Annotated in this window: 12 protein-coding genes; 9 read left to right on the plus strand and 3 right to left on the minus strand. The window is 51.0% G+C overall.

Features of this window, described 5'->3' with window-relative positions:
- The first annotated feature begins 7 nt into the window (after nucleotides 1-7).
- Nucleotides 8-3,841, plus strand: coding sequence for a DUF3683 domain-containing protein (locus HMPREF2711_RS07860; RefSeq protein ID WP_003746826.1), 3,834 nt, complete (start codon nucleotides 8-10; stop codon nucleotides 3,839-3,841).
- Between the two features lie 187 nt (nucleotides 3,842-4,028).
- Here the strand turns inward: HMPREF2711_RS07860 and HMPREF2711_RS07865 are convergent, their stop codons facing one another.
- From HMPREF2711_RS07865 to HMPREF2711_RS07875, 3 genes are read right to left on the minus strand one after another with little or no spacing between them, the layout of a single operon-like run.
- Nucleotides 4,029-5,483 (minus strand): LutB/LldF family L-lactate oxidation iron-sulfur protein, encoded by a 1,455-nt coding sequence (locus HMPREF2711_RS07865; protein ID WP_003746828.1) that lies wholly within the window; start codon nucleotides 5,481-5,483, stop codon nucleotides 4,029-4,031.
- Complete coding sequence (locus tag HMPREF2711_RS07870; RefSeq protein WP_003746829.1) at nucleotides 5,480-6,181, minus strand: LutC/YkgG family protein; 702 nt, start codon at nucleotides 6,179-6,181, stop codon at nucleotides 5,480-5,482. Before HMPREF2711_RS07870 ends, HMPREF2711_RS07865 begins: the two co-directional genes overlap by 4 nt.
- The gene (locus tag HMPREF2711_RS07875) at nucleotides 6,178-6,957 is read right to left on the minus strand and encodes a (Fe-S)-binding protein (protein ID WP_003746831.1); all 780 of its coding nucleotides are present in this window, start codon (nucleotides 6,955-6,957) and stop codon (nucleotides 6,178-6,180) included. The genes HMPREF2711_RS07870 and HMPREF2711_RS07875 overlap by 4 nt, the downstream gene beginning before the upstream one ends.
- A 665-nt stretch (nucleotides 6,958-7,622) precedes the next feature.
- Between HMPREF2711_RS07875 and HMPREF2711_RS07880 the strand changes: the two genes are divergently transcribed.
- The 8 genes from HMPREF2711_RS07880 to HMPREF2711_RS07915 all read left to right on the plus strand — a co-directional run bounded on the left by HMPREF2711_RS07880 (nucleotide 7,623) and on the right by HMPREF2711_RS07915 (nucleotide 17,708).
- The gene (locus HMPREF2711_RS07880) at nucleotides 7,623-9,533 is read left to right on the plus strand and encodes an alpha-amylase family protein (RefSeq protein ID WP_003746833.1); all 1,911 of its coding nucleotides are present in this window, start codon (nucleotides 7,623-7,625) and stop codon (nucleotides 9,531-9,533) included.
- A gap of 154 nt (nucleotides 9,534-9,687) precedes the next feature.
- A complete protein-coding gene (locus HMPREF2711_RS07885) occupies nucleotides 9,688-10,512 on the plus strand; it encodes an amino acid ABC transporter substrate-binding protein (RefSeq protein WP_003746835.1) in 825 nt (274 codons plus the stop codon).
- Nucleotides 10,502-11,218 carry an amino acid ABC transporter permease gene (locus HMPREF2711_RS07890; RefSeq protein WP_003746838.1) on the plus strand — a complete coding sequence of 239 codons (717 nt, stop codon included), beginning with the start codon at nucleotides 10,502-10,504 and terminating at the stop codon, nucleotides 11,216-11,218. Before HMPREF2711_RS07885 ends, HMPREF2711_RS07890 begins: the two co-directional genes overlap by 11 nt.
- A 9-nt stretch (nucleotides 11,219-11,227) precedes the next feature.
- Nucleotides 11,228-11,995, plus strand: coding sequence for an amino acid ABC transporter ATP-binding protein (locus HMPREF2711_RS07895; RefSeq protein ID WP_003746840.1), 768 nt, complete (start codon nucleotides 11,228-11,230; stop codon nucleotides 11,993-11,995).
- Between the two features lie 171 nt (nucleotides 11,996-12,166).
- Nucleotides 12,167-14,086: an ATP-binding cassette domain-containing protein gene (locus HMPREF2711_RS07900; protein ID WP_003746842.1), complete on the plus strand. Its 1,920-nt coding sequence runs from the start codon at nucleotides 12,167-12,169 to the stop codon at nucleotides 14,084-14,086.
- 47 nt (nucleotides 14,087-14,133) lie between these two features.
- Entirely contained in the window at nucleotides 14,134-14,487 is a 354-nt protein-coding gene (locus tag HMPREF2711_RS07905) for a hypothetical protein (RefSeq protein ID WP_003746844.1), read from the plus strand.
- 36 nt (nucleotides 14,488-14,523) lie between these two features.
- A complete protein-coding gene (locus HMPREF2711_RS07910; protein ID WP_003746845.1) occupies nucleotides 14,524-15,075 on the plus strand; it encodes a hypothetical protein in 552 nt (183 codons plus the stop codon).
- Nucleotides 15,076-15,263: 188 nt separating this feature from the next.
- Entirely contained in the window at nucleotides 15,264-17,708 is a 2,445-nt protein-coding gene (locus tag HMPREF2711_RS07915) for a DNA translocase FtsK (protein ID WP_003746847.1), read from the plus strand.
- Nucleotides 17,709-17,841 lie beyond the last annotated feature (133 nt).

A 17,841-nucleotide genomic window follows, 5' to 3' on the forward strand; every position in this document is an offset into this window, starting at 1 on the left:
CTCAACCATGACCACGACTACCGCCCCGCAGCGTATTCGGGAAATTCCCTACAACTATACTTCCTACACCGACCGCGAAATCGTCATCCGCCTGTTGGGCGATGAGGCGTGGCAGATTCTGCAGGACTTGCGCGGACAGCGCAGGACGGGGCGTTCGGCGCGGATGTTGTTTGAAGTGTTGGGCGATATTTGGGTGGTCGTGCGCAATCCGTATCTGGTCGATGATTTGCTGGAGCACCCGAAACGCCGTGCCGCGCTGGTGCGGGAAATGCGCCACCGTTTGAACGAAATCCGCAAACGCCGTGACGACAATCCGCAAGTCGATCTATTGGTTGCGGCGGCAGAAAAGGCGGTCGAACGTTTTGACGGCAGTTTTGACGAAACGCGCCAAAAGCGGCGGCAGATTTTAGAGCGTTTGAGCAAAATCACCAAGCCGCACAATATTATGTTTGACGGGCTGGCGCGGGTAACGCACGTTACCGATGCGACCGACTGGCGCGTCGAATATCCGTTTGTCGTCGTCAATCCCGACACAGAGGCGGAAATCGCGCCTTTAGTGCGCGCCTTAATCGAGCTGGATTTGGTCATTATCCCACGCGGCGGCGGCACGGGTTATACCGGCGGCGCCGTGCCTTTGGATGCAAACAGCGCGGTTATCAATACGGAAAAGCTGGACAAGCATCGCGGCGTGGAATTTGTCGAACTGGCGGGTTTAAACGGCAAACATCCGATTATCCATTGCGGCGCGGGCGTGGTAACGCGGCGGGTGGAAGAAACCGCGCATCAGGCGGGTTTGGTGTTCGCCGTCGATCCGACTTCCGCCGATGCGTCCTGCGTGGGCGGCAATGTGGCGATGAACGCGGGCGGCAAAAAAGCCGTGCTGTGGGGGACGGCGTTGGACAACCTCGCCTATTGGCAGATGGTCAACCCGCAGGGCGAATGGCTGCGCATCGAGCGCGTGCGCCACAATTTCGGCAAAATCCACGACGAAGAAACCGCAGTCTTTGACGTTCACACGTTAGATTCAGACGGCCTCAATATCGTTAAAACCGAACGCTTGGAAATCCCCGGCCACAAATTCCGCAAAGTCGGTTTGGGCAAAGACGTTACCGACAAATTCTTGAGCGGCCTGCCCGGCGTGCAAAAAGAAGGCACGGATGGCATCATCACCAGCGTTGCCTTCGTGTTGCACAAAATGCCGAAATACACGCGCACCGTGTGTATGGAGTTTTTCGGTACGGTCGCCACCGCCACGCCTTCTATCGTTGAAATCCGCGATTTCCTGCTCGCCCACGACAGCGTGCGGCTGGCAGGTTTGGAACATTTGGACTGGCGTTATGTCCGCGCCGTCGGCTACGCCACCAAAGCGGCAGGTAAAGGGCGGCCGAAAATGGTCTTACTGGCGGACGTGGTTTCAGACGACGAAGCCGCTGTGCAGGCAGCCGCCGAACACATCTGCGAACTTGCCCGCGCCCGTGACGGCGAAGGCTTTATCGCCGTGTCGCCCGAAGCGCGCAAAACCTTCTGGCTCGACCGCAGCCGTACCGCCGCCATCGCCAAGCACACCAACGCCTTTAAAATCAACGAAGACGTGGTGATTCCGCTGGAGAGGCTGGGCGAGTATTCGGACGGTATCGAACGCATCAACATCGAACTTTCCATCCAAAACAAACTCAAACTCTGTGCTGAATTAGAGCAATATCTGTCCGGCAAACTCCCCATCGACAAAATGGGCACGGACCTGCCGACCACCGAACTTTTAGGCGAACGCGGCAAACACGCCCTTGCCCACGTTTCCGCCGTCAAAGAACGTTGGGACTGGTTGCTCGCCCATCTGGACACGCCGCTTGCCGACTATAAAGCCCGCTACGGCGCAGCCGTCCATGCCGCGCCCGAAGCCAAAGACGACGAGAGCTGTTTCACCGCATTCCGCGATTTCCGCCTGCGCGTGTCCGTCAAAGAAGACGTAATGAAACCACTCGCCGAAATCTTCAGCGGCAAAACCGACACCAAAATCATCGAAGGTTTGGGCAAAATCCACGCCAAAACCGTGCGTGGCAGAGTCTTCGTCGCCCTGCACATGCACGCCGGCGACGGCAACGTCCACACCAACATCCCCGTCAATTCAGACGACGCCCAAATGCTTCAGACCGCCTACCGTTCGGTCGAACGCATCATGAAACTCGCCCGCTCGCTCGGCGGTGTGATTTCCGGCGAACACGGCATCGGCATCACCAAGCTCGAATTTCTGACCGATGAAGACTTGCAGCCGTTTTGGAACTACAAAAACCAAGTCGATCCCAAACACACCTTCAACCGTCACAAATTGATGAAAGGCTCAGACTTACGCAACGCCTACACGCCGTCGTTCGAACTGTTGGGTGCGGAATCGCTGATTATGGAAAAATCAGACCTCGGCACCATCGCCGATTCCATCAAAGACTGCCTGCGTTGCGGCAAATGCAAACCCGTCTGCTCCACCCACGTTCCGCGCGCCAACCTGCTGTACAGTCCGCGCAACAAAATCCTCGGCGTGGGGCTGTTGACCGAAGCCTTCTTATACGAAGAACAAACCCGCCGCGGCGTTTCCATCAAACACTTTGAAGAACTCACGGACATCGGCGACCACTGCACCGTGTGCCACCGCTGCGTCAAACCCTGCCCCGTCAACATCGACTTCGGCGACGTAACCGTAGCCATCCGCAACTACCTTGCCGATTCCGGCCACAAACGTTTCGCACCCGCCGCATCGATGGGCATGGCATTTCTGAACGCCACCGGCCCGAAAACCATCAAAGCCCTGCGCGCCGCCATGATACAGACCGGCTTCCCCGCGCAGAACTTCGCCTACAAAATCGGCAAACTCCTGCCCGTCGGCACCAAAAAACAAAAAGCCGAACCCAAAGCCACGGTTGGTACCGCCCCAATCAAAGAACAAATCATCCACTTCATCAACCGTCCTTTGCCCAAAAGCGTGCCCGCCAAAACACCGCGCTCCATGCTCGGCATCGAAGACGACAAAAGCATCCCCATCATCCGCAATCCGGCTTCTCCGGAAGATGCCGAAGCCGTGTTCTACTTCCCCGGCTGCGGCTCTGAGCGCCTGTTCAGCCAAATCGGACTCGCCGTCCAAGCCATGCTCTGGCACGTCGGCGTACAAACCGTCCTGCCGCCCGGCTATATGTGTTGCGGCTATCCGCAGGACGCAGGCGGCAACAAGGCAAAAGCCGAGCAAATGAGCACCAACAACCGCGTCGCCTTCCACCGTATGGCGAACACCCTCAACTACCTCGACATCAAAACCGTCGTCGTCAGTTGCGGTACCTGCTACGACCAGCTCGAAAAATACCGCTTCGAAGAAATCTTCCCCGGCTGCCGCATCATCGACATCCACGAATACCTGCTCGAAAAAGGCGTGAAACTGAACGGCGTGAAAGGTCAGCAATACCTCTACCACGACCCTTGCCATACCCCAATCAAAACCATGAACGCCACCCAAATGGCCAGCAGCCTGATGGGACAGAAAGTCGTCTTAAGCGACCGCTGCTGCGGCGAATCCGGCATGTTCGCCGTCAAACGCCCCGACATCGCCACACAAGTCAAATTCCGCAAACAGGAAGAAATCGAGAAAAACCTCAAAGAGCTGCCACAAGGCGAACCCGTCAAAATGCTCACCACCTGCCCCGCCTGCCTGCAAGGCCTGAGCCGCTACACCGACGACAACGACATGCCCGCCGACTACATCGTCATCGAAATGGCGAAACATATTCTCGGCGAAAACTGGCTGGACGAGTTCGTAAAAAAAGCCAACAACGGCGGCGTGGAGAAAGTGTTGCTCTAAGGACTTAGACAAAAACTTTGGGCTATAATAAAGGCCGTCTGAAAATCTTTCAGACGGCCTCTTTATTCAAAAGAATCAAGATAAAACAATCAAATCAATCGCTTTTAAAAATAGCGATGCCACACCAGCGGCATTCAATAAAAAACAAAACCTGAGGCATTTATCCCTCAGGTTTTATTTTCAAGCCTTATGCTTTTTCTTGCTGACGTTTTCTTTCTGCCATCATCTCATGCAATGTTTGCTTGGCAGGTTTCATCGGAACATGGTTATTGGTCCAGCTTAACTGCTTGCTTGGCGTCAATGCACGGAATTTGGTAGCCGCCCAACCGAATGCTCGATAAGCTTTACTGCCACTGAAAATACCGTTAAACGTACGCCATGCCATTTGTTCGCCGAAAGTATGCGATGCGCCTTGACCACGGATAGGATGAGGAACGGCTTCTGTTGGCGAACGTTGTGCTTCAACGCGCAGACGTTGCATTTGTTCGGTAATCGGAATGCGTACCGGGCAAACTTCGACACACGCGCCGCACATGGTACACGCAGTCGGCAGATCGCGTGTCGCATCCAAGCCCAACAAATGCGGAGAGATAATCTCGCCAATCGGGCCAGGATAAGTCGTGCCGTAAGCCGCGCCACCGATACGGGTATAAACCGGACAGTGGTTCATACACGCGCCACAACGGATACATTGCAAGGTACGGCGCATTTGATCTTCTGCATACGCTTGGCTACGGCCGTTGTCGAGCAGAACCAAGTGCATTTCTTGAGGACCGTCCAGTTCTTCGCTACGGCGAGGTCCGGTAATCATATTGAAATAAGTGGTAATGTTCTGACCAATGGCGGAGCGTGGCAACAGGCTGTACAAAGGCGGCACATCCGACAGTTTCGCAACCACTTTTTCAATACCGGTAATGGCGATGTGCACAGGCGGTACAGTGGTACTCAAGCGGCCGTTGCCTTCGTTTTCAACCAGACACAAAGTGCCTGTTTCAGCAACGGCGAAGTTTACGCCGCTCAAACCGACGTCGGCAGTGCTGTAAATATCGCGCAGTGCTTTACGGGCGAAGCCGGTCAGTTGGTCCACGTCGTCAGTTAACGGCGTGCCGAGGTTTTGATGGAAAAGTTCGCTCACCTGCTCTTTGGTCTTGTGAATGGCAGGCATCACGATATGGGTTGGTTTCTCGCCGGCCATTTGTACGATAAACTCGCCCAAGTCGCTTTCAACCGCTTTGATGCCCCGGTCTTGCAGATAATGGTTCAGCTCGATTTCTTCGCTGACCATAGATTTGCCTTTCACCATCAGCTTGCCGTTTTTATCGGTAATGATGTTATGAATGATTTGGCAGGCTTCGGCCGGTGTTTCCGCCCAGTGGACTTTAACGCCCAACTTGGTCAGGTTTGCTTCTAATTGTTCCAATAATGCAGGCAATTTGGACAAAGAACGTTGACGGACATGCTCACACAGGTCACGCAGGCTTTGCAGCTCTTCTTCATCTGTCAAAACGGCTTTGCGCTTGGTCATCAGCATATCCATCGCCGTACGCAAGCTTTTACGCAAAGGCTTGTCTTGCAAAGAAATCGCGGCGTTTTGCTTGAACGTTTCCGGCTTCATATGGAATTTAATGGTTTGGGAACTCATGCTTTTTCCTCCAAAACGGCAGGGGAAATATGATCAGGCAGAACGGCCAAAACCACCAAATCACGCGGGCCGTGTGCACCATAGGCCAAAGTCAATTGAATATCGGCAGTCTTAGACGGGCCGGAAATCAAAATAACGTTGGTAGGCATACCTTTTTCTACCAGTTTTTCGCCTTCAACAGCATTGTGGAATTCGTTGTACATTTTGCTGGTGTCAAACAGGCAGAAATGCACAGGAGGAACCAAACTTAAACTGCGCGGCTCCAGAGGACTGGACTCCAGCATAATCGTGCCGGTACGGGCAATACCGCATTTAGAGCCGCTAAATCCGGCCTCAATATCGGCAAAGAATTCGTTTTTCCAGTCGTCAATTTTTCGCTCAAAACCGCGCGGTTCAATATCGGTATCGGCCAAAGCTGCACGAGCCAGCTGGCCGTGTTCTGTTTCCAATGGCAATAGAATATTTTTCAAGCCTTTGCCTTCGGCTGCTTGGCGGAATACTTGTGGCCAATTGGTTTTGGTAACCCAATAGATTTCTGTTTTGACGGCACGCATGGCAGCCGCCCAATGTTTCAAGCGTTCGACATCGTTTGCCCAAGATACGCCCATTTCACGGTAATAATCGAAAACCGGCGGCTCTTCCATCGGTAAGGCATCGGCTTTTTTCAATTTCGCCAAAATATTTTCGCGCGCGCTCATGCTTTACCTCCGGTACGCTCCAACAGGAAGGATGCAATATGTTTCGGACGTGGCATATTCGGTTCGTCTTTAGCGATTTTGCCGCCGATATTCATCATGCAGCCGCAGTCCGCGCTGATGATTTCAGTTGCACCGGTTTCTTTCAGGGCTGCGACTTTGTCGGTTACCATCGCGCCGGAAATATCTGCTTGTTTGACAGAGAATGTACCGCCAAAACCGCAACACTCGCTTTCATGGTCATGAACGATACGCTCGACATTTTCCATGCCGTCAATCAGCTGCCAGCCTGACAAATGGACATTCATCTCACGACGCGCCGCGCAAGAAGTATGAACGGCCACTTTAACCGGCTTGCCTTTATCTTCAGGTTTGTAGCCGATGGCCAGCAGGAAGTGGGTAAATTCAATGATACGGTTGGCGCAATCAATGGCTTTTTGTTCGTACTCGGTACCTTTGAACAAAGTCGGCCAGTGGTGTTTCATCATGCCGCCGCAAGAACCGGACGGTACGACAATCGGCCAATTTTCCGGGAATAAATCCAATTGGGCTTTGGCTACGTCAAAAGCTTCTTTCGGATGGCCGGACGAATAGGCAGGTTGGCCGCAGCAGCTTTGCTCCATTGGATAATGGACGCGGATGCCTTGTTGTTCGATTAAGGTAATGGCATCCATACCCGCTTCCGGCATGAAGATGTCGAGAACGCAAGTACCGAAGAAATAAACATCGGTCGGCTTGCTGTCGTATACAGTGATTTGTGGTGGTTTGATTGCGCTCATCTTTTTGGAACGGGACAACCCGTTTTCTTGTGTAAAAATTAAGATGGATACTTTAAGTAATTGCTTGTAACGGGTCAAGTCTAATTTTAAAAAATAATATTAAACAAGCATGACAAATCAGACAGAGGGCTTTCCCTTATTAACTTGATAATCTACATAATAACCACTATCAATAAGATAGATCATGGATTCATTCAATAATAAACAAGTATCTTTTTGAGTTTCTTCTTTGCAATAAGATACTCTGCCAACCATACAATCTTGATTTACATCAGAAGTCATGAAAATAATCGATATTTCCCAAATTTCGAGAAGACAGATGACCCTCTATGCCGTGCTTATGTTTCAGACGGCCATATGAGAATAAAGGATATCTAAGGCAATAAAAATAAAAGTTTTTCTTAAAAGTTCAGGCCGTCTGAAACATGACTGCGGCTAAAGGCCATATTCTTTTTATTCAACCTTACTTTCAATCAAAATCAAACACTTGAAAAATCCTGTTCAATAACCTTGAAAACCCTATGCACACTCAAGCACTTCCAGTATCATTGAGGCAGTTTCTTGACGCAAAATTACAGTCTTGGCCGCCCACGATCGGCATGGATTTGCAAAAGAAGTGAAACCAAGCTTCAAAACAATTTCACCTTAACTTCGGAGTAGGCATTATGTTGACCCAGACTCAACAGGTTGATTTGACCTTGCATCACCTTAAAGAACGCACCCTATCGATATACACTCCCGAACAGCGTGCAAGCATCGAGGCATCTGAAGACTGGAAACAGTTTGACAGACGGCTTGAAGAACACTTTCCCAAACTGATGCACGAGCTGGACAACGTTTACAACAACAACGAAGCCGTCCTTCCCATGCTGGAGCAACTGATTGCCCAAGCATGGCAAAGCTATTCCCAACGCAACGCATCTTTAAAAGATATTGATATCGCGCGCGAAAACGATCCTGACTGGATTTTATCCAACAAACAGGTCGGCGGCGTGTGCTACGTCGATTTGTTCGCAGGCAATCTGCAAGGTTTGAAAGCCAAAATCCCTTATTTCCAAGAATTGGGCCTGACCTATCTGCACCTGATGCCCTTGTTTAAATGCCCTGAAGGCAAAAGCGACGGCGGCTATGCGGTCAGCAGCTACCGCGACGTCAATCCGGCTTTGGGTACGATAGACGACTTGCGCGATGTCATTGCCGCACTGCACGAAGCAGGTATTTCCGCCGTTGTCGATTTCATCTTCAACCACACTTCCAATGAACACGAATGGGCAAAACGCTGCGCCGCCGGCGATCCGCTCTATGACAATTTCTACTACATTTTCCCTGACCGTTGGATGCCCGACCAATACGACCGCACCCTGCGTGAAATCTTCCCTGACCAACATCCGGGCGGTTTCTCGCAATTGGAAGACGGCCGCTGGGTATGGACAACGTTCAATTCCTTCCAATGGGACTTGAATTACAGTAATCCTTGGGTATTCCGCGCTATGGCAGGCGAAATGATGTTCCTTGCCAACTTGGGCGTTGATATTCTGCGCATGGATGCCGTTGCCTTTATTTGGAAGCAAATGGGCACAAGCTGCGAAAACCTGCCTCAGGCACACGCTCTGATTCGTGCGTTTAACTCCGTAATGCGTATTGCCGCCCCGGCCGTGTTCTTCAAATCCGAAGCCATCGTCCATCCTGACCAAGTTGTCCAATACATCAGCCAAGATGAATGCCAAATCGGCTACAACCCATTGCAAATGGCATTGTTGTGGAACACGCTTGCCACGCGCGAAGTTAACCTGCTCCATCAGGCATTGACCTACCGCCACAACCTGCCCGACCACACAGCATGGGTTAACTACGTCCGCAGCCATGACGACATCGGCTGGACCTTTGCCGACGAAGACGCATGGCAGTTCGGCATCCACGGCTACGACCACCGACAATTCCTCAACCGCTTCTTCGTCAACCATTTCGACGGCAGCTTCGCGCGCGGCGTCCCCTTCCAATATAACCCCAACACTGGCGACTGCCGTGTCAGCGGTACAGCCGCAGCATTGGTTGGTTTGGCTCAAAATGACCCGTATGCCGTTGACCGCATCAAACTTTTGTACAGCATTGCTTTGAGTACCGGCGGTCTGCCGCTGATTTACTTGGGCGATGAAGTCGGTACACTCAATGATGACGACTGGTCGCAAGACAGCAATAAGAGCGACGACAGCCGCTGGGCACACCGTCCTCGTTATAATGAAGAGTTGTACAACCAACGCCATGACAGCTCGACCACTGCCGGTCAAATCTTCCAAGGTTTGCGCCATATGATTGCCATCCGCCAAAGCAATCCGCGCTTTGACGGCGGCAAGTTGGTTACCTTCAATACCAACAACAAACACATCATCGGCTATATGCGCAACAACGCGCTGTTGGCATTCGGCAACTTCAGCGAACATCCGCAAACCATCAGTGCGCATACGCTGCAAGCCATGCCGTTTAAAGCGCACGATTTGATCAGCGGTCAAACCGTTTCCCTGAATCAGGATTTGGTACTGCAACCCTATCAAGTCATGTGGCTTGAAATTGCATAAGCCGAAATTTTGATACACCACTCAAGGCCGTCTGAACACATCAGCGTTCAGACGGCCTTTTAAGAAATAAGATGTATTTTGTATTTTGGGCAGTTTCGCTTAGAATGCATGCTTTAATACCAGATGACACACTAAAAATCAGGAGTAAAAATCCATGTTGAAAAAATTCGTACTCGGCACCATCGCTGCAGTAGTTTTGGCAGCCTGCGGCGGCGAAGGCAGCAACTCAGCTTCTTCTGCACCGGCACAATCCGGCGCGGCCTCCGGCTCGCTGATTGAGCGCATCAACAACAAAGGTACCATCACTGTCGGTACGGAAGGTACTTACGCACCCTTCACCTACCACGACAAAGACGGCAAATTGACCGGCTACGATGTCGAAGTAACCCGCGCAGTCGCCGACAAACTGGGCGTAAAAGTCGAATTTAAAGAAACACAATGGGACTCCATGATGGCAGGTTTAAAAGCCGGCCGTTTTGACGTGGTTGCCAACCAAGTCGGCCTGACCAGCCCTGAGCGTCAAGCGACTTTTGACAAATCCGAGCCTTATAGCTGGAGTGGTGCTGTTTTAGTCGCGCGCAAAGACAGCAATATCAAATCCATCGACGACATCAAAGGCGTCAAAACCGCACAATCCCTGACCAGTAACTATGGTGAAAAAGCCAAAGCGGCAGGTGCAGAACTCGTACCGGTAGACGGCTTGGCGCAATCCCTGACCCTGATTGAACAAAAACGTGCCGACGCAACCCTGAATGACGAATTGGCGGTATTGGACTATCTGAAGAAAAATCCGAATACCGGCGTAAAAATCGTTTGGTCTGCACCGGCTGACGAAAAAGTCGGCTCCGGCTTGATTGTCAATAAAGGCAACGATGAAGCATTGGCTAAATTCAGCACAGCCATGACTGAGCTGAAAGCCGACGGCACGCTGAAAAAACTGGGCGAACAATTCTTCGGAAAAGACATCAGTGTTAAATAATTTCCTTGCCTCTCTGCCGTTTATGACGGAAACACGCGCTGATATGCTCATCAGCGCGTTTTGGCCCATGGTCAAAGCCGGCTTCGCAGTGTCTTTGCCTTTGGCGATCGCTTCTTTCGTTATCGGCATGATTATTGCCGTAGCCGTTGCTTTGGTGCGGATCATGCCCTCCGGCGGTATTTTCCAAAAATGCTTGCTGAAGCTGGTGGAATTTTATATTTCCATCATTCGCGGTACGCCGCTTTTGGTGCAGTTGGTCATCGTATTCTACGGTTTACCTTCCGTCAGCATCTATATCGACCCGATTCCTGCCGCCATCATCGGCTTCTCGCTCAATGTCGGCGCATACGCTTCCGAAACCATACGCGCGGCAATCTTGTCCGTACCTAAAGGCCAATGGGAAGCCGGTTTCTCCATCGGTATGACCTATATGCAGACGTTCCGCCGTATTATCGCGCCACAGGCATTCCGCGTTGCCGTACCGCCTCTAAGCAACGAGTTTATCGGCTTGTTCAAAAACACCTCGCTTGCCGCCGTAGTAACGGTAACAGAGCTTTTCCGTGTTGCCCAAGAGACAGCAAACCGTACTTATGACTTTTTGCCCGTTTATATCGAAGCCGCATTGGTTTATTGGTGCTTCTGCAAAGTGCTGTTTTTGATTCAGGCGCGCTTGGAAAAACGCTTTGACCGCTATGTCGCCAAATAAGGAGTTGTCATGATTAAAATCCGCAATATCCATAAGACCTTTGGCGAAAATACCATTTTGCGCGGCATCGATTTGGATGTCGGCAAAGGACAAGTGGTCGTTATCCTAGGCCCGTCCGGCTCGGGCAAAACCACGTTTTTACGCTGTTTAAACGCTTTGGAAATGCCTGAACAAGGTCGAATCGAGTTTGACAATGCGCAGCCGTTAAGCATCGATTTTTCCAAAAAACCAAGCAAACACGATATTTTGGCACTGCGCCGCAAGTCCGGCATGGTGTTCCAACAATACAACCTCTTTCCGCACAAAACTGCATTGGAAAACGTCATGGAAGGACCGGTTGCCGTACAAGGCAAACCTGTCGCCCAAGCGCGTGAAGAGGCTGTCAAATTGCTTAAAAAAGTCGGTTTGGGCGACAAGATCGACCTCTACCCCTACCAGCTTTCCGGCGGTCAACAGCAGCGTGTCGGCATTGCCCGAGCATTGGCGATTCAGCCTGAACTGATGCTGTTTGACGAACCGACTTCCGCGCTTGACCCCGAATTGGTGCAAGATGTTTTGGATACCATGAAGGAATTGGCACAAGAAGGCTGGACCATGGTTGTCGTTACGCATGAAATCAAATTTGCCTTGGAAGTGGCAACCACCGTCGTCGTGATGGATGGCGGCGTTATTGTCGAACAAGGCAGCCCGCAAGATTTGTTCAATCATCCCAAACATGAGCGGACACAAAAATTCCTGCGCCAAATCCGTGCGGACAATGCTGATCTTCAAATTTAATTGAAACGACAGACAATTTGAAAGCATTTCCGACCGTCATTTCATAAAGGCCGTCTGAATAAGTGAAATAGAAATCGTTACTTTCGTTTTCATACTTGTTCAGACGGCCTTTTATATATCTTTTCAGGTAAAATAACGCCTTTCGTTTTACTCATCCCCTTGCCTGCCATCATGATAGAAATTAAAAAACTCACCTTACAACGCGGCTTGAAAGTCCTGCTCGACAAAGCCGATGCCGTAATCAACCCCGGCCAACGCGTTGGTTTAATCGGTAAAAACGGTACAGGAAAATCCAGCCTGTTTGCGCTGATAAAAGGTGAAATCACGCAAGATGGCGGCGAAATCCTGATTCCCAAAACATGGCGGCTAGCTTCCGTCTCTCAAGAAACGCCCGATTTAGATATTTCCGCTTTAGACTACGTTTTGCAAGGCGATGCCGAATTGCAGGCTTTTCAGACGGCCTTGGCTCAAGCAGAAGCGCAAAACGACGGCATGAAGCAAGCCGAATATCATGCCAAATTGGAAGAAATCGATGCCTATACCGCTCCGGCACGCGCTGCCAAACTGCTTAACGGCTTGGGTTTTGCACAAGAAGAACATATCCGCCCCGTCAAATCCTTCTCCGGCGGCTGGCGTATGCGCCTCAACCTTGCCCAAGCGCTGATTTGCCGTGCCGATTTGCTGCTTTTGGACGAACCGACCAACCATTTGGATTTAGAAACCGTACTATGGCTGGAAAACCATCTCGCCTCCCTGCCCTGTACGCAAATCATCATTTCCCATGACCGCGACTTCTTGAATGCCACCACCACGCAAACCATCGAACTGTCGCAACAAAAACTGACCCAATACGGCGGCAATTACGATTTCTACCAAGCGGAACGCGCCCAACGTCTGGCGCAACAACAAGCCGCCTACGTCAAACAGCAGGCGCAAATCAAACATCTGCAATCCTTTATCGACCGTTTCAAAGCCAAAGCCACAAAGGCCGTACAAGCCCAAAGCCGCATGAAGGCATTAGCCAAACTCGAGCGCATCGCCCCTGCGCATTTAGATAGCGAGTTTTCCTTTGAGTTTGCCAATCCGACTCATCTGCCCAATCCATTACTGAAACTCGACCATGCCGACTTGGGCTATGGCGACAAAACTGTTTTGCACGATATTACCTTGTCTCTGGAAAGCGGCGCACGTTACGGCCTGTTGGGCGTTAACGGCAGCGGTAAATCCACATTTATCAAAGCATTGGCAGGAAAAATCGATTTACTTTCCGGCAGTATCGTCCGCTCCGAAAAGCTCAATATCGGCTATTTTGCCCAACACCAACTGGATACTTTACGCGCCGATCAAAGTCCGGTTTGGCATATCCAACAGCTTTCGCCCGAAGTCCGCGAACAGGAAATCCGCAACTTTTTAGGCGGTTTCAACTTCGTCGGCGATATGGCGGTTCAAAAGACCGAGCCGTTCTCCGGCGGGGAAAAAGCACGGCTCGCCCTTGCCATGATTATCTGGCAAAAACCTAATCTGCTACTGCTTGACGAACCGACCAACCACCTAGACTTGGATATGCGCCACGCCCTGACACTTGCCCTGCAAAGTTTCCAAGGCGCATTGATTGTCGTATCGCACGACCGCAGCCTGCTTGAAGCGACTACCGACAGCTTCCTATTGATTGACAAAGGCCGTCTGAACAACTTCGACGGCGATTTGAACGACTACCGTCAATGGCGGTTGGCACAAGAAAACGCCGCAGCGGCCCCTGCCGCATCTGCACAAAGCCAAAGCCGCAAGGACACCAAGCGTATCGAGGCACAAATCCGTCAGGAAAAAGCCAAACGCAGCAAACCGATTCAGCAGAAAATCGACAAAGCCGAAAAAGAAATCGCGCGTTTGACTGATATTCAGACGGCCTGTGAAGCATTTTTGGCACAAGAATCTGCTTATTCAGAAGAAAATAAACCCAAATTGCAAGAGACACTCGCACAATTAACAGAAACTAAAGTAAAATTAACGCAACTGGAAGAAAACTGGCTGCAATGGCAGGAAGAGCTTGAGCAAATCCAAGCTGATGTCGAAGCCGAGTTTTCCCAATAAAAATAGAGCCATCAGGCCGTCTGAAATAAAACACAATACGGAAAAACATGACTTCAATTATCAAACAAGCCGGATACTTCCTCGTATCCTCTTTCGTTTTGGGCATTTCTCTTCACGCAGCCGCCGCAGTTTATTCCTGCGGCAACGGCAGCTATACCTCCGAGCCCAACTCCTCCTGCGCACAGGCACAATTGCCTAAAATCAGCGGCCATCAAGGCAGCGGTTATCATCTTAACATCCGCAGCCTCAATGCCTCTGATGAACGCGTCAATGCAAAACCCAAGAAAAAGAAGCGTACGGAAAAATCCGACAAACAGGAGAAAAAAGCCGACAAACCGAGCAAAAACAAAAACAGTGCAAAAGCCAAAAAACAGCAGCCCATGCCGTCTGAACAAGAATAAAATGCTCAAATGCAACGAATCAGCCCTACCTGAATCATGAAAAAATATCTGCTTACCCTATCCCTGCTGCCGCTTGCCGTTTTCAACAGCCAAGCCCACGCCGCAAAAATCTACACCTGTGAAGTCAACGGCTCGATTGTTTATACTTCGCGTCCAAGCGGCAACTGCCAAGCCGTCAACGATTTGCCGATTGTCGGCAAATACAGCAGCAGCCGATACGATGCCCCGGTCAGCGATGCGCCTACACTCAACGCGCCGACATCACAAACGGCTCCGGCAAAAAGCAAAAATACGGCGGCAAAATCCAACCATAAGGCAACGCCCAAACCTGCCCCCATCCGCACCGCTTCTGAAACGGCCCCTCCTCCGGTTCCCAAGTCCGCCGGCGTCAACAGCCGCCGCTCTATTCTGGAAACCGAGTTATCCAATGAACGCGCGGCTTTGGCCGATGCCAAAAAGCAACTGAGCCAAGCGCGGACAGCCAAAGGCGGCAGCGTCAATCAACAGGCCATCAGTACGCTGCAAGGTGCGGTTTTGGATAGGGAGAAAAACATTCAAGCCCTCCAGCGCGAACTGGGCAGAATGTAAGTTCAAATCAATCAAAACATCAGGCCGTCTGAACAGGTGGAAACGAAATCCAAAATTTTCGTCACGCCATACAGACGGCCTGAATCCCATAATGATTACGCCCGTTTCAATTTCTCGCGTCTGGTAAATACGGTATAATTTGCCCTTTACGCACATTACCTCCGGTCTTTTCAGACGGCCTTTATCTCATGACTGCAAAATCTTCTAAAACCCAAACAAAAAAACGTGCTTCCACCAAACCGGCTGCCAAACCGACCACACGCAAACCCGCCAAAACACAAACTCAAGCCGACAATAAAGTCTCCCAACGCCTGAAAGCCGCCAAAGAGCTGCAAAAAAACGAAGAAAAAAAAGCGCGCCCCGAACATGTCGTCAACTTGATTAATGATGCCTTATGGCTGTTTGGTTTGGTTATCACCATTTATCTGGCCATTTCCCTGGCCAGTTTCAGCATGGACGACCCTGCATGGTCGCGCAGCGTTCCCAAAAGCCATGATGTTGCCAACCTCGGCGGCCTCTTTGGCTCCTATCTTTCCGATGTCGGGTATTATTTGTTCGGCCTGTCATTTTGGTGGTGGATTGTCGCCTCTTGCGTTTTCCTCTACAAAAACTTCCGCCCCATGAAAAAGCAGGAAAACCATAAGCCCTACAATCACGGCGTAGCCGCTTTGGCATTGTTCCTCCTGCTGGTGTGCAGCCCGATTATCGAGCACTTCCTGTTTGACAACGCATTGAGCGAATCCCTTCCCGTCGGTGCCGGCGGCTTGGTCGGCTTATTGGCGGGTTCAGGCTTGGCTTGGCTGTTGGGCAAATCAGGCAGCCTGTTGATTATGCTGGTGATGTTGCTGTTGTCCATTTCCCTGTTGGCTCAGGTTTCATGGTTGGAAGTCATGGCCAAATCCGGCAGCCATGTGGGCGGCCTGTTTGGCAGCCTGATGAAAAAACTGTCTCAATTCCAAAATAAAAAAGAAGATGTCAGCGCCGAAGCTTTGGAAACCCAAAATACGCGCCGCATGGTTAAAGAAGCCAAAACCATTACCGCTACTCCGGTTGCTCCGTTGGCAGGCAGCAGCAGCAACCGTAAAACCGTTGCCGTATCCGTTGCGCCGCCCCCTAAAATCCAAACTTCCCTGTTTGACGATACCGAACCTAAAAACAACGGTGAATACCACAAACCCAATATGAACCTGTTGCGTATGCCGTCTGAAGAACCGGTTGTCGTCAATCCGGATGAATTGCAACAAACCGCAGAATTGATTGAAACCAAACTGGCTGAATTCGGCATCGGCGTACAGGTTGTTTCCGCCACTTCCGGTCCTGTGATTACCCGCTACGAAATCGAACCGGCACAAGGTGTCAAAGGCAGCCAAATTGTCGCGTTGTCCAAAGATTTGGCGCGCTCGATGTCTCTGCAAGCGGTACGCATTGTTGAGACCATTGCCGGTAAAAACACCATGGGGATTGAATTGCCCAATGAGAAACGCCAAGACGTCATGTTGAGCGAAATCCTCTCTTCTCCCGTGTTTACCGATGCCAAGTCCAAACTGACCGTTGCCTTGGGTAAAGATATTGCAGGTACGCCCGTGGTCGGCGACTTGGCAAAAATGCCGCATCTTTTGGTTGCAGGTATGACCGGATCGGGTAAATCTGTCGGCGTGAACGGCATGATTATGTCCATGCTCTTCAAAGCCACGCCCGACGAAGTCCGATTCATCATGATTGACCCGAAAATGCTGGAATTGAGCATTTATGACGGCATTCCGCACCTGCTCTGCCCGGTTGTAACCGATATGCGCGAGGCAGGACAAGCGTTAAACTGGTGTGTTGCCGAAATGGAAAAACGCTATCGCCTGCTCTCACACGCCGGCGTGCGCAATCTGGACGGCTTCAACCAAAAAGTCGAGCAGGCCAAAGCGGCAGGCAAGCCATTACTCAATCCGTTTAGCTTAAATCCCGATGATCCCGAGCCTCTGGAAAAACTGCCGTTGATTGTGGTCGTCATCGACGAGTTGGCAGACTTGATGATGACCGAACGCAAATCCGTCGAGCAACAAATCGCACGCCTTGCCCAAAAAGCGCGTGCGGCAGGCATTCACATGATTGTCGCCACCCAACGCCCAAGCGTTGATGTGGTTACCGGTCTGATTAAAGCCAACATCCCGACACGCATGGCCTTTACCGTACAAAGCAAAATCGACAGCCGCACCATTCTTGACCAAATGGGTGCAGACGAATTGCTCAAATACGGCGACTCATTGTTCCTGCAACCAGGCAGCGCAGAACCGACACGCCTGCAAGGTGCGTTTGTTTCCGATGATGAAGTGCATCAAGTCGTCAATTTCATTAAAGAACAAGCGCCGACCAATTATGTGGAAGGCTTGCTCAGCGGTGAAGCGGCCATCGAAACCACCAATATTGTCAATCCGAACGCCAACAGCGATGAACTGTTTGACCAAGCCGTTACCTTCGTATTGGAAAGCCGGAAGACTTCCATCTCCTCCCTGCAACGCCAATTGCGCATCGGCTACAACCGCGCCGCCAATTTAATAGATGCGCTTGAAAATGCCGGTGTGCTTTCTCCGGCAGACATCAACGGCAGCCGACGGATTCTGGCGCAAAAAGACCAGCTTTAAAAAACAATGTCAAGGCAAAAAGGCCGTCTGAAAAGAATTTCCCACTTTTCAGACGGCCTTTTTATGTTATTCGTGAAACATTGTGTTATACTAAGCAGCTAAATTTTGACCTTATGCATATTCCCGAAATCCT

It is taken from the genome of Neisseria sp. HMSC070A01, from assembly GCF_001810165.1.
Taxonomy (GTDB): Bacteria; Pseudomonadota; Gammaproteobacteria; order Burkholderiales; family Neisseriaceae; genus Neisseria.